A 13,289-nucleotide genomic window follows, 5' to 3' on the forward strand; every position below is an offset into this window, starting at 1 on the left:
GGTTCGAATGTTACTTCGCAGCCAACCAAGGCAAGATTAAAAGATCTAAAATATAAAAGTACGTAAATAATCTACATTGGATTCATTAATACGCTAATCTTGCGACTTGTTCGGACGAAAGTCTATCCATCTTCGTTTGATCCGAAGGAAAGAAATGAGGATAATGCGCGCACGCAAATTGAGCCTTTACAATTTCGGAGTGAACTGTGAGCCAAGAACTGATTTTAGCGGACTGGAATGCGCGTGAGTCTATTACAGAGGCAATGATCCCCCTGATCGGCCGTCTGTATCGTGAACGCAATGTAGAAATATCTGTTTACGGTCGTGTGATCGTTAAACGCTCTGTCATTGACATCATCAAGGCGCACCGCTTTGTACGTCAGGTAGAGGGTGAAGAGTTATCCGTTGTTGATACCTTCCCTGTGCTTGAGATCGTAAGTGAACTGGATGTTCACAATGCCCATATAGACATTGCTAAGTTAGCCATTAAGTTCCGTGCTGATGCGCAAGGGCGTGATCTGAAACAGTTTGTATCAGACGAGCTTGCAGTGACAACGGGCCCTGCAGATGACCGTAATCCAACAGATGTTGTTCTGTATGGTTTTGGTCGCATAGGTCGTATTTTGACACGTCAGTTGGTAGATCGTGCAGGTGTTGGTCATAGCTTAAGGTTGCGTGCGATTGTTGTGCGCAAAGGTAAAGCGGATAACGATCTCGAAAAGCGTGCAAGCCTGTTGCGTCGTGACTCTGTTCATGGCTCTTTCAAAGGGACAATTCAGGTTGATGAAGAGAACCAAGCTATTGTTGCGAATGGTGTCTCTATCAAGGTCATTTTTGCAGATAAGCCAGAAGACATTGATTACACAGCCTACGGCATCGACAATGCATTAGTGATCGATAACACGGGTATGTTCCGTGATGCCGAAGCTATGTCACGTCATTTGCAGGCAAAAGGGGCGGCTAAGGTTCTTTTGACTGCGCCTGGCAAAAACATGAAAAACGTTGTGATGGGTGTTAACCACAATGATATAGCGCCAGAAGATACGATTCTGTCTGCTGCATCTTGTACAACCAATGCCATTGTTCCTGTTTTAAAATCGCTTCAGGATAAATATGGTATTGAGAATGGCCATGTTGAAACGGTCCATTCCTACACCAATGATCAAAACTTAATTGATAACTACCACAAGGGTAGTCGCCGTGGTCGTGCTGCTGCGCTTAATATGGTTTTGACTGAAACCGGTGCTGCAAAAGCCGTTTCGAAAGCCCTGCCAGAGCTTGAAGGTAAGCTGACCGGAAATGCTATTCGTGTTCCTACACCGAACGTGTCGATGGCAATTCTTAACTTGAACTTGAAGTCTGAAACCAACCGTGATGAGTTGAATGACTATCTGCGCTACATTGCGTTGCATTCAAACTTGCAAAAGCAAGTGGATTACAGCAATTCACCAGAAGCGGTTTCAACTGATTTTGTTGGTTCGCGTGCAGCAGGTGTTGTCGATGCGCTGGCTACAATCGCCGAAGGCAACCGTTGTGTTCTTTACGTTTGGTACGATAACGAGTACGGTTACAGCTGTCAGGTTATTCGTATGGCACAGCATATTTGCCAGTGCACATTGAAAACCTTCCCAGTTGAAGCTTAGTCGTTTTTTGTTTTAATTTAAGAGTCGGCGTAGAATAGGGATGCTTTTATATCACCCTGTTTTACGTCGGCTTTTTGCGCTATATCCTGCCTAAATATTATAGTTTCCATCTAGTTATAATTTTATTCCAAACTCTTCTATGTCTTTGTCTTCATTTAACACTTAAGAAGGGTTTATCCATCTAAGTGTTTGGTAGAAAAACGACACGTCTCTCAGGTATAATGAAAAAGTTTTTAGGTGGGTTTTTTGTTTTTTCTGTAAATGCGAATCACTCTTGTTTTAAAACAGGTTTTTGTGCATTTGCGCGATCAGATAATAATAAAAATCCTAAAATTTTTAGTTAGATTGGGTGAGGCGAATGATCAAGATCAAAAAGGGTCTGGATCTACCAATTACGGGTGAACCAGAGCAGGTGATTCACGACGCTGCGAAGGTGCGTTCTGTTGCCTTGATTGGCTATGATTATGTGGGGTTAAAACCCACCATGGCTGTCAAAGTAGGCGATCGTGTTAAGCTCGGACAGGTGATCTTTACCGATAAAAAAACAGAGGGTGTTCAGTACACTTCTCCCGGTGCTGGTGTTGTTAAAGAAATTAATCGTGGTGATCGTCGCGTACTGCAATCGGTTGTGATAGAGCTGGATGAGCAAGAAGAATCAGTAGAATTCGCTCGTTATGAAGCATCGCAATTAGGTTCACTTTCGCGTGAGCAGGTCCAGGATAATTTAATCAAATCTGGCTTGTGGACGGCGTTCAGAACACGCCTTATAGCAAAGTACCGCAGTTGGGCTCCGTTCCCAATTCTATTTTTGTCACAGCAATTGATACCAACCCCTTGGCTGCAAGCCCAGAAGTTGTTTTGGCTGGTCAGGAAGCTTTGTTTCAGCAAGGTCTTGAATTGCTGACAAAATTGACTGACGGAAAAGTTTACCTTTGTAAGGCTGCGGGTTCGACTATCACAGGCACTGCAAACGTTGTGACTGAAGAGTTCAGTGGGCCTCACCCAGCCGGTAATGCAGGAACCCACATACACTTCCTTGATCCGGTTTCTCAGAAGAAAACGGTCTGGAGTATTGGTTACCAAGATGTTGTTGCTGTTGCAAAGCTTTTTACAACGGGTCATTTGTCCGTCGAGAGAGTGGTTGCATTGGCCGGTCCTCAGGTTGAAAAGCCAAGTCTCGTTCGCACGCGTTTGGGTGCTGACTTGAATGAGCTAACCGCTGGTAAGCTTCGTACAGGTAAGAACAGAGTCATCAGCGGTTCTGTTTGGAAAGGCTTTGCCGCAAACGGTCCACTGGCCTATCTCTCCCGCTATGCTAATCAAATTAGCGTGTTGCTTGAAGGCGATAAACGTGAGTTTATGGGCTGGGTTGTGCCGGGAACAGAGAAATTCTCTGTGTTGAATATGTTTGCTTCAAAGCTGAATCCTGCTAAACGTTTCAACTTTACGACGACGACCAATGGCTCAGAGCGTGCAATGGTACCTGTTGGGCAGTTTGAAGAGTTGATGCCTCTGGATATTTTACCCACACAGTTGATGCGTGCATTGGTAACGGGCGATATAGTGTTAGCTATGCAGCTCGGTTGCCTTGAATTAGATGAAGAAGATGTGGCACTTTGTAGTTTTGCTTGTACTGGCAAATACGAGTACGGCCCAATTCTTCGCGATAATCTAACGCGCATCGAGAAAGAAGCGTAAGAGGGGCTGTCATGAGTTTAAGAACTGTTCTCGATAAAATGGAACCGCATTTTCACAAAGGCGGTAAATATGAAAAATGGTATGCGCTTTACGAAGCCGTCGATACAATTTTTTATACCCCAGGGCAAGTGACACGAGCGGGTGCTCACGTCCGCGATGCGGTCGACCTGAAGCGCATGATGATTCTTGTGTGGATGTGTACGTTCCCAGCTGTTTTCTTCGGTCTTTACAGTGTGGGCTTACAAGCCAACACGGCGATGGCTGATTTGGGTATCACGGCAGCGCCAGGTTGGCGTGGAGCGATCTTGTCTACTTTGACAAGCTACGATGCCAGCAGTGTTTGGGATAATATCCTGCACGGTGCCGCGTACTGGCTGCCAATCTACGCAGTCACCTTTATAGTGGGCGGCTTCTGGGAAGTCCTGTTTGCTATGAAGCGTGGGCATGAAGTGAACGAAGGTTTCTTCGTGACCTCTATCCTTTTCTCACTGATCCTTCCAGCCACCATACCCTTATGGCAAGTTGCCTTAGGTATCACTTTCGGTGTGGTCATTGGTAAAGAAGTGTTTGGTGGTACAGGTAAAAACTTCCTGAACCCGGCGCTGACAGGTCGTGCCTTTCTGTATTTTGCGTATCCAGCGCAAATTTCAGGTGATGCAATCTGGACCGCGGTTGATGGCTTCTCTGGAGCGACTCCGTTAGGTCTTGCGGCAATGGGCGGCGTAGATGCAATTTTAGCAACTGATATCAGTTGGTTCAGTGCATTTATAGGAACGGTTCAAGGCTCCGTGGGCGAGGTCTCGACCTTGGCGATCATGATAGGCGGTGCCATTATTATGTACGCCAAAATAGCGGCTTGGCGAATTGTGGCCGGCGTTGCATTGGGTGTGATTGGTACTACTTTGCTGTTCAATGTGATCGGATCAGAGACTAACCCGATGTTCGGTGTTCCGTTCTGGTGGCATTTCGTGATTGGTGGCTTGGCGTTTGGTATGTTCTTTATGGCAACCGACCCTGTTTCAGCTTCAATGACCAATACAGGTAAGTGGGTGTTTGGTGCTCTGATTGGCGTGATGACCATTTTAATTCGTGTTGTCAACCCAGCATTCCCAGAGGGGATAATGCTCGCCATTCTGTTTGCCAACCTGTTTGCACCGCTCATTGACAACTTTGTTGTTCAAGCGAATATCAAGCGGAGGATGTTACGCAATGTCGTCTAATAATGACTCGATTAAAAAGACAGTCACGGTAGCCGTTGTACTCTGCGTAGTATGTTCGGTTGTCGTGTCAGCGGCTGCGGTTTTGCTCAAGCCCATGCAGCAGTACAACATGGATCAAGATCGTAAGTCGAATATACTCAGAGCAGCGGGTATTACTGATCCGAGTAAGACAGTTGATGAGTTGTTCAGTCAGATAACCACGCGTATTGTTGATATCAATACAGGTGAGTTTGTCGATGCGCCTGAAGCTGAAGACTTCCGTCGCGCAGCGGGTGATCCGTCGCGTTCGGTGGCTTTGGATCGTCGCACGGATATCGCGTCAATCAAGCGTCAGCCAAACCTGATGCCTGTTTACATGGTTGAAAGCGATGCGGGCGGTATTGAAACTCTGATTCTGCCTGTATATGGCTATGGTCTTTGGTCAACCATGTATGGCTTCTTAGCTCTAGAAGGCGATCTGAACACGGTTGCTGGTCTTGGGTTCTATGAGCATGCCGAGACGCCGGGCTTGGGTGGAGAGATTGACAACCCTTCGTGGAAAGCATCTTGGATAGGCAAGCAAATTTATCCAAATGTTGAGACCACGCAGCCTGCGCTCCGCGTTGTGAAAGGGTCTGTTGATCCAAGTCTTGCGGGTGCAGAGCATCGTATCGATGGCTTGGCAGGTGCAACCCTAACAGCGAATGGTGTGACTAACATGATTCAGTTCTGGTTGGGCGAAACTGGCTATGCGCCTTTGATTGCTAACTTGCGCGCTAAGACAGCCGTTGAAGACGTGCAGTTGAATGATGATGCAGCTGAGCTGGACTCAGCGGAGGAGGTGTAAGCATGTCGAACACTAAAGAAATTGTCATAACACCGATCTTTAAGAACAACCCCATCGCTCTACAGGTATTGGGGGTGTGTTCAGCTCTGGCGGTTACAACCAATATGAACAATGCTGTTGTTATGACCTTGGCGGTTATGGCGGTTGCAGCCTTTTCAAACTTGTTCGTATCCATGATCAGAAGCCACATTCCAAGTAACATCCGTATCATTGTGCAAATGACGATTATTGCTTCCTTGGTTATTGTGGTTGACCAAATCCTAAAAGCAGTTGCTTACGATGTATCGAAGCAATTATCCGTTTTCGTGGGATTGATCATCACAAACTGTATCGTTCTTGGACGTGCAGAAGCCTTTGCAATGAAAAATCCACCACTGCCAAGTTTTATCGATGGATTGGGTAATGGTTTGGGTTATGGCATGGTTTTACTGTTTGTTGCGTTCTTCCGTGAACTTCTAGGTGCTGGTTCTTTGTTTGGTTTCGAGATCCTGCCTTTGGTGACGAACGGTGGTTGGTACTACAGTAACGGTATGTTGTTGTTGCCGCCAAGCGCATTCTTCCTGATCGGTATCTTGATTTGGGCGATTCGGACTTGGTATCCAGAACAAGTTGAGAAGCCTGAGTTTGTGATTGCACCCAACACCAGTAAGGAGGCGGTGTAAACTATGGAACAATATATTAGCCTTGCCGTTCGTGCCATTTTCATTGAGAACATGGCCTTGGCATTTTTCTTGGGAATGTGTACCTTTTTGGCCATCTCTAAGAAAGTACAAACCTCTTTTGGCTTAGGTGTTGCGGTTGTTGTCGTGCTGGTCATTACAACGCCAGTCAATAACCTCATCTATAACTATTTGCTACGCGAAGGGGCATTGAGCTGGGCGGGTTATCCTGATGTGGACTTGAGCTTTTTGGGCTTTATTTCCTACATCGGTGTAATTGCGGCATTGGTGCAAATCCTGGAAATGTTCCTAGACAAATACGTACCCGCACTTTACAACGCGCTGGGTGTATTCTTGCCATTGATTACCGTTAACTGTGCCATCATGGGTGCTGCACTGTTTATGGTTGAGCGTGATTACACCTTTGGTGAAAGTATTGTGTACGGTGCAGGTGCTGGCATAGGTTGGGCGTTAGCGATTACTGCATTAGCGGGTATTCGTGAGAAGCTCAAATACAGCGATGTTCCTGCGGGTCTGCGCGGTTTAGGTATCACCTTCATTATTGTTGGTTTGATGTCATTGGGCTTTATGTCGTTCTCCGGCGTATCGCTTTAATCCGCTGGGTATGAATAGCAGAAGGGTGGAATAAGCTGATGAATGCAGAAATTATTCTGGGCGTGGTGATGTTTACAGCGGTGGTGCTTGCACTGGTTGCTGTAATCTTGGCCGCTCGCTCAAAACTGGTCAGTTCCGGATCTGTTACTATTGATATCAATGGTGACCCGGAAAAAAGAATTACTGTCCCTGCGGGCGGTAAGTTATTGAATGCTTTGGCTGATAAAGGTGTGTTCCTCGCATCAGCCTGTGGTGGCGGCGGAACATGCGCACAGTGTAAATGTCAAATTTTGGATGGCGGTGGCTCAATGCTGCCGACAGAGGAGTCACATTTTACACTGCGCGAAGGTAAAGAAGGCTGGAGACTTTCTTGCCAGGTTGCCGTTAAGCAAGATATGAAAATTCATGTCGAAGATGATGTCTTTGGTGTGAAAAAATGGACCTGTACTGTCGACTCTAACCCGAACGTTGCTACCTTCATCAAGGAGTTGACCTTACGTCTACCTGAAGGTGAGAACGTTGACTTCCGGGCCGGTGGATATGTGCAGTTGGAGTGCCCTCCACACGTTGTTAACTACAAAGACTTCGATATTCAGCCTGAGTATCGTGGAGACTGGGATAAGTTCAACATGTGGCGTTATGTTTCGAAAGTGAACGAAACAACGATTCGTGCATACTCAATGGCGAACTATCCTGAAGAGCGCGGCGTTGTTAAATTCAATATTCGTATTGCATCTCCACCGCCGGGCACTGATCTACCGCCTGGAATCATGTCATCTTATGTGTTTAACCTGAAACCAGGTGACAAGATTGATGTGTATGGTCCATTTGGTGAATTCTTTGCTCGCGATACTGACAATGAGATGGTTTTCATTGGTGGTGGTGCGGGTATGGCGCCAATGCGTTCACATATCTTCGATCAGTTGAAGCGCTTAAACTCAACTCGTAAGATTACCTTCTGGTACGGTGCGCGTTCATTGCGCGAGGCCTTCTACGTTGAAGAGTTTGATAAGCTGGCTGAAGAAAATCCAAACTTTACATGGCATTTGGCTCTTTCAGATCCTCTTCCAGAAGATAATTGGACAGGATACACGGGCTTTATTCACAATGTGTTGTATGAGCACTACTTACGTGATCATGATGCACCTGAAGATTGTGAATATTACATGTGTGGACCACCAATGATGAATTCAGCGGTTATTAAGATGCTGTTGGATATGGGTGTTGAGCAAGAAAACATCATGTTGGATGATTTCGGCGGCTGATTGAGCTGATTAATTAGCCAAACAACCCAATTGTTCGTTAAAATGGTCGGTAATTTAGGTTCCGGCCATTTTTTTTGATGGGCAAAGGAGGATTTATGGAAACATTTGCAATTACCTTAACAGTTCTTTTGGTATTAACATTGGCGATGTCCGTGGGCGTATTAATGGGGCGTAAGCCTATAGCGGGCTCTTGTGGCGGAATGAGTGCTTTGGGTGTCGTTAAAGACTGTGATATTTGTGGCGGTGATAAAACGATTTGTGATGAAGAACAATTAAAAAAATCGACAGTTGAAAAAGCGGTAGCAGACGATCTGGCTTACGAAGTTAAGTCTAAAGGTTAAGATCCATTTGCTTGCATCTAGCGCTTGTCTGGCAGATGCTGTACGCGTTTTGATAACTGTCCTAAGTGCATACACTAATGATTAAGGGGATAAGAATGGCTGAGTATGACTACGACGTCGTCGTAATCGGTTCTGGACCGGCAGGCGAAGGTGCTGCAATGAATGCAGCAAAAAAAGGACTGCGGGTTGCGGTGGTTGAAGAGCAGGATACTGTAGGCGGTAATTGTACGCATAAAGGGACCATTCCTTCCAAAGCGCTTAGACATTCAGTCAAACAAATCATTGAATTTAATACCAACCCTATGTTCCGTGATATCGGTGAGCCGCGTTGGTTTTCGTTCCCCAAGGTTCTGCGTCGCGCTGAAAAAGTCATCTCAAATCAGGTGATGTTAAGAACAAATTTCTATGCTCGTAATCGTATTGACGTTTTTTTTGGTATAGCACGTTTTGAAGAAAAGGGCGTCATTATTGTTAAAAGCAGTAAAGGTGAGGGTGAAATTCTTCGCGCCAAGAATGTGATTATTGCGACGGGGTCAAGCCCGTGGTGTCCTTCCGATGTTGATTTTAAACATCCTCGTATTTACAACTCCGATTCAATTTTGAAACTTAACCACACCCCGCGGACCATGGTGATTTATGGCGCAGGTGTTATTGGCTGTGAGTATGCCTCTATCTTCAGCGGTTTAGGTGTGAAGGTGGATTTGATTGATAATCGTGATCGGCTTTTGTCGTTCTTAGATGCTGAAATCTCAGACGCGCTTAGTTACCATCTCCGGAATAACGCTGTAAAGATTCGTCATAACGAAGAATATGCATCTATAGAAGGTGATGCAAAAGGTGTGACAATTGAGTTTAAATCTGGAAAGCGTATGCGTGCCGATGCATTTCTCTGGTGTGCTGGTCGGACAGGTAATACGGCTGATTTGGGGCTAGAGAAGATAGGTTTAAAAGCGAATTCGCGTGGTCAGTTGGAGGTTAATGATCACTATCAGACAGCATGTGAAGGTGTTTATGCTGTCGGTGATGTCATTGGGTGGCCAAGTTTGGCATCTGCTGCGATAGATCAAGGGCGTGCAGCGGCATCGGATTTGCTTCAGGCAGATGATTTCCGCTACATTAATGAGGTTCCGACGGGTATTTACACCATTCCGGAAATCAGTTCGATCGGTAAAACAGAAGAAGAGTTAACGCGTGATTGTGTGCCTTACGAAGTGGGGCAGGCTTTCTTTAAGGATACGGCGCGAGCACAGATTTCTGGTGAGCCTGTCGGCATGTTGAAAATTCTCTTTCACAGAGAGACATTTGCAATATTGGGTATTCATTGCTTTGGTGATCAGGCATCAGAGATCATTCATATCGGTCAAGCCATTATGAGACAGGACGGAGAGGCGAATACCTTAAAGTATTTCGTAAACACAACTTTCAACTACCCAACAATGGCCGAGGCCTATCGAGTTGCTGCAATTGCTGGCATAAATCGAGTTTCGAATTTGTAAGTTGATTGGATTGTTTGAATACACGACCCCAGTTTTTACTGGGGTTTTTTATTAGGACGGAGAGTTTGGTTTTGTGTCATCTTTTTTGGGAGCATCCGCAAATGCACCCTCTTCGTAGTAGCGTCCGGTAATCTTGAGCGTTCGCTCGATAAATCGATTAGCAAGTTTCCAGATAAAGAAAGCGGGTGTCATCATGAGCATGATGGCCAACATCAGCGCTGCGCCAGCATGGCTTTCGGGTGAATAGCTGACAAACCAGTCTAAGAAACCTAAGCTTCGTCCCGCATAAAACCAAAGTATCAAAAAGCCAAATAAAACACCGCTGGCGATATGGTGCATAATTTTTGCATGGTGAGGTTTAATCGACATGTTGATGTGTCTTAATCTCATGTGTTTGCGATTCAATAATGAGTCTTGCTAATTGGGTGCGGCAGGTCTCCGGCATGCGTAAGAATGAGATGCCGATATCAAAGCCTTCTTCAATTGCTTCACAACGTTGAACATTTGCGTGTAATAAAAGTCCAAGACAGGCGTCTGGGAAAATGAGCTTAACCAACATGAGTGTGTCTTTTGCAATGGCGGATGAGTTGGTAAAGGACAGTCCTCCCTCACTTAGATTAACCAGTTCAGTCTTGACGTCTTCGCCCATGCGGTTATTAGCAGCGAGTGTTTGGCTAATAATGTCGATTTTGGTGTTCATTAATTTCAGACAAGCAGCGACGGATGGTGCCGTTTTGGTTAAGACTTTGAGCAACTTGCTTGCTTCGGCATCAATTTCTCGAAGCTGAGTCTGAAGCATAAAGTAAGGAGAAACTTTAAATGCTGATGGGGGATGAGATGCAAAATCGTCATCGTTTTCTAGAATGCGGAACTCAAGTGCAACGCGCTTCTCTATGCGGTAGAATTGCCGACGATCTTGATTCACTGCTGTTCTCCGTTGTACTTGTTAAATATATGATGGAATTATAGCGAATTTCTTCTTTAATCTGTTAGGGGCTGTACTCTTAAGAGTGTAGATTTCTGCCAAATATGTTTAAACCTTTTTCAATTTTTGTTGGTTTACGTTACACCGCCGCAAAACGAGGCAATCATTTTATTTCATTTATCTCAATGATATCGATTCTAGGATTGATGTTAGGGGTTGCCGCCTTAATTGTTGTCTTGTCGGTAATGAATGGTTTTGACCGAGAACTTAAGCAACGTATTTTGGGTATGGTTGCTCATGCTACGATCACTGAGTATGGCGATACGATGTCTGATTGGCAACGTGTGTCCGAGCAAATTGAAATTTCCCCTGAGGTTGTGGCAACAGCACCCTTTGTTCAAGCTCAGGGCATGCTGACACACAATGGGCAGGTACAGGGTGTGATGATTAATGGCGTGGATCCTGAACTCGAAAAACGTGTATCCATTATTCAAAACCACATTAAAGAAGGTCGCTTTGAATCTCTGGAAGCCGGTGAATACAACATCATGTTGGGTGAGTTGTTAGCGCGTTACCTAGGGGTGACCGTTGGCGATAAAATTACCCTCGTATTGCCTGAAGCGTCCGTCAGTATTGCTGGGATTATGCCACGGATCAAACGCTTTAATGTCTCTGCCATTTTTTCGGTGGGGGCCGAGCTAGATGCAAGTCTTGCGTACATTCATATTGAGGATGCCGCTCGTATTAAGCGTATGCCCGCTCAGCATGTCGATGGCGTGCGCTTACAGTTTAAAGATCTATTTGATGCGCCTCTACTGGTGCGCAGTTTGGCCATGAGTCTAGAACGGCCTGTGCAAATCTCGGATTGGACGCGTACTCAGGGCAATCTCTTTCAAGCGATTCAGTTAGAAAAGCGTATGATCGGGCTTTTGCTGTTTTTGATCGTTTTTGTCGCTGCATTTAACATCGTGTCTACCTTGGTAATGGTGGTGACGGACAAGCGTGCGGATATCGCCATTTTAAGAACGATGGGCGCCACTCCATCAATGATTATGAGAATTTTCATGGTTCAAGGTATTGTGATCGGTACTATTGGTACGACCTTGGGGCTCATTTTAGGCATTATTCTTGCGCTGACGATCAGTGACTTAGTCGAAGCGTTTGAGCGTATGGCAGGAATACAGTTTTTGTCAGCGGATGTGTACTTTATTAGCTACTTGCCATCGCAGCTGCAGTTGAATGATTTGGTGACCATCGTATCAACAGCCTTTTTGATCAGTTTCTTAGCAACACTTTATCCCGCCTGGAAGGCATCTAGAACTCAGCCGGCAGAGGCTTTACGTTATGAATAATTTAGATTTCGTATTGCAGGCTCAGCAAGTGTGTCGTTCTTATAGCGAGATCGGACAAACGATTAACGTTTTGAATCAGTTGGACTTGGCGGTTGCCGCAGGAGAGAGGGTTGCGATTGTCGGCAGCTCTGGAAGCGGAAAAAGTACATTGTTGAATATTCTGGGTGGATTGGATAAGCCGGATAGTGGTGATGTGATTTTGCGGGGTGAATCTTTATACAGCGTTTCAGAAAAGAAGCGCTGTGTAATGAGAAATCGATTGCTGGGTTTTGTTTATCAGTTTCATCATTTGTTAAATGAGTTCACGGCGCTTGAGAATGTGGCCATGCCTCTATTGATTGGGGGCGGCAATGTCGACAATGCGCGTGATGAAGCAAGGTTCCTGCTTAAGCAGGTAGGGCTTGAGCAGCGTTTACAACATAAACCCGGACAGCTCAGTGGTGGTGAGCGTCAGCGAGTAGCCATTGCCAGAGCATTGGTGACGCGACCTGCCTGTGTGATGATGGATGAGCCAACCGGAAATCTGGATCGTCATACAGCTGACGATGTTCAGGGGTACTTGGATCATCTGAATCAGGAGTTGGGGATTGCCTTTATCGTGGTAACTCATGATATACAGCTAGCAAAGCGTATGGATCGTGCCTTGCAGTTAATTGACGGCGTACTTGAACCTGTTCAGTCAGATTTTTGATCGCGACGTTTACGAAGTTTGGAGCGCTTGCTCCAGCTTCGTCTCACGCTGATCAGCCACGCCAGTCGCAGTGTAATATAGCCAACGGAACCTGCACTCAAGCCACAAATCAAACAGCCTAAAATTAAAGGTTTCCAAATCGCTTTTGAGTTTTCGTACAGGGTGTCTAAATGCCAAGATACCAGGTTGTGCGATGCTTCAATTCCTAATATCCAGAGCCCAACGCGATAGCAAAAATACAGAATTGCAGGCATGGTGACGGGGTTTGAGATCCACACTAATGCAACCGAAACGGGTAAGTTGCACCCGACAATGACAGCAATAATGGCCGCAACCACCATTTGAAAAGGCATGGGTAAAAACGCACAAAAGATCCCGACAAAGGCAGCAACCGAAACCGATCTATGCGATAGATGCCATAAATTAGGATTTTTGATATGCTCACCCAACCAATTCAGATTTGGATGGTTTTTGATCCAGTGAGGATCAGGTAAGAACTTCTTCAGCGTTTTACGGGGCATTTAGCACTTTATTGTGAGGGTTTAGAGGCCGCTATTA

General features: G+C 45.6%; 13 protein-coding genes and 1 pseudogene. 11 read left to right on the forward strand and 3 right to left on the reverse strand.

What is annotated here, in order from left to right; genetic code table 11:
• Positions 1 to 206: 206 nt before the first annotated feature.
• The 9 genes and pseudogenes from D791_RS09070 (at position 207) to sthA (ending at position 9,763) form a co-directional block, all read left to right on the forward strand.
• Positions 207 to 1,643 carry a glyceraldehyde-3-phosphate dehydrogenase gene (locus D791_RS09070; protein WP_036510533.1) on the forward strand — a complete coding sequence of 479 codons (1,437 nt, stop codon included), beginning with the start codon at positions 207 to 209 and terminating at the stop codon, positions 1,641 to 1,643.
• A gap of 358 nt (positions 1,644 to 2,001) precedes the next feature.
• Positions 2,002 to 3,341 (forward strand): annotated as a pseudogene (locus D791_RS09075) (Na(+)-translocating NADH-quinone reductase subunit A).
• An 11-nt stretch (positions 3,342 to 3,352) separates the two neighbouring features.
• Positions 3,353 to 4,561, forward strand: coding sequence for an NADH:ubiquinone reductase (Na(+)-transporting) subunit B (locus D791_RS09080; protein ID WP_036510536.1), 1,209 nt, complete (start codon positions 3,353 to 3,355; stop codon positions 4,559 to 4,561).
• Positions 4,551 to 5,387 carry a Na(+)-translocating NADH-quinone reductase subunit C gene (locus D791_RS09085; protein WP_081763800.1) on the forward strand — a complete coding sequence of 279 codons (837 nt, stop codon included), beginning with the start codon at positions 4,551 to 4,553 and terminating at the stop codon, positions 5,385 to 5,387. The genes D791_RS09080 and D791_RS09085 overlap by 11 nt, the downstream gene beginning before the upstream one ends.
• 2 nt (positions 5,388 to 5,389) lie before the next feature.
• Positions 5,390 to 6,049, forward strand: coding sequence for an NADH:ubiquinone reductase (Na(+)-transporting) subunit D (locus tag D791_RS09090; protein WP_036510539.1), 660 nt, complete (start codon positions 5,390 to 5,392; stop codon positions 6,047 to 6,049).
• Positions 6,050 to 6,052: 3 nt separating this feature from the next.
• A complete protein-coding gene (nqrE, locus tag D791_RS09095) occupies positions 6,053 to 6,661 on the forward strand; it encodes an NADH:ubiquinone reductase (Na(+)-transporting) subunit E (protein WP_036510543.1) in 609 nt (202 codons plus the stop codon).
• Between the two features lie 38 nt (positions 6,662 to 6,699).
• Positions 6,700 to 7,926, forward strand: coding sequence for an NADH:ubiquinone reductase (Na(+)-transporting) subunit F (nqrF, locus tag D791_RS09100; RefSeq protein ID WP_036510546.1), 1,227 nt, complete (start codon positions 6,700 to 6,702; stop codon positions 7,924 to 7,926).
• Between the two features lie 95 nt (positions 7,927 to 8,021).
• The gene (gene nqrM / locus D791_RS09105) at positions 8,022 to 8,267 is read left to right on the forward strand and encodes a (Na+)-NQR maturation NqrM (RefSeq protein ID WP_036510549.1); all 246 of its coding nucleotides are present in this window, start codon (positions 8,022 to 8,024) and stop codon (positions 8,265 to 8,267) included.
• 95 nt (positions 8,268 to 8,362) lie between these two features.
• Positions 8,363 to 9,763: a Si-specific NAD(P)(+) transhydrogenase gene (gene sthA, locus D791_RS09110; RefSeq protein WP_036510552.1), complete on the forward strand. Its 1,401-nt coding sequence runs from the start codon at positions 8,363 to 8,365 to the stop codon at positions 9,761 to 9,763.
• Between the two features lie 51 nt (positions 9,764 to 9,814).
• On the opposite strand, the gene D791_RS09115 is transcribed toward sthA, so the two are convergent.
• The gene (locus tag D791_RS09115) at positions 9,815 to 10,132 is read right to left on the reverse strand and encodes a hypothetical protein (protein WP_036510555.1); all 318 of its coding nucleotides are present in this window, start codon (positions 10,130 to 10,132) and stop codon (positions 9,815 to 9,817) included.
• Positions 10,122 to 10,688 (reverse strand): PilZ domain-containing protein, encoded by a 567-nt coding sequence (locus D791_RS09120; protein WP_036510558.1) that lies wholly within the window; start codon positions 10,686 to 10,688, stop codon positions 10,122 to 10,124. The genes D791_RS09115 and D791_RS09120 overlap by 11 nt, the downstream gene beginning before the upstream one ends.
• A 104-nt stretch (positions 10,689 to 10,792) precedes the next feature.
• On the opposite strand from D791_RS09120, the gene D791_RS09125 reads away from it, so the two are divergent.
• Positions 10,793 to 12,040 (forward strand): lipoprotein-releasing ABC transporter permease subunit, encoded by a 1,248-nt coding sequence (locus D791_RS09125; RefSeq protein WP_036510561.1) that lies wholly within the window; start codon positions 10,793 to 10,795, stop codon positions 12,038 to 12,040.
• A complete protein-coding gene (locus D791_RS09130) occupies positions 12,033 to 12,731 on the forward strand; it encodes an ABC transporter ATP-binding protein (protein ID WP_036510563.1) in 699 nt (232 codons plus the stop codon). Before D791_RS09125 ends, D791_RS09130 begins: the two co-directional genes overlap by 8 nt.
• Here D791_RS09130 and D791_RS09135 read toward each other — a convergent pair.
• Positions 12,716 to 13,252 carry a DUF2062 domain-containing protein gene (locus tag D791_RS09135; protein ID WP_036510566.1) on the reverse strand — a complete coding sequence of 179 codons (537 nt, stop codon included), beginning with the start codon at positions 13,250 to 13,252 and terminating at the stop codon, positions 12,716 to 12,718. The two genes, D791_RS09130 and D791_RS09135, sit on opposite strands and share 16 nt — an antisense overlap.
• Between the last annotated feature and the right edge of the window lie 37 nt (positions 13,253 to 13,289).

This window comes from Nitrincola nitratireducens (assembly GCF_000585235.1).
GTDB lineage: Bacteria > Pseudomonadota > Gammaproteobacteria > Pseudomonadales > Balneatricaceae > Nitrincola > Nitrincola alkalisediminis.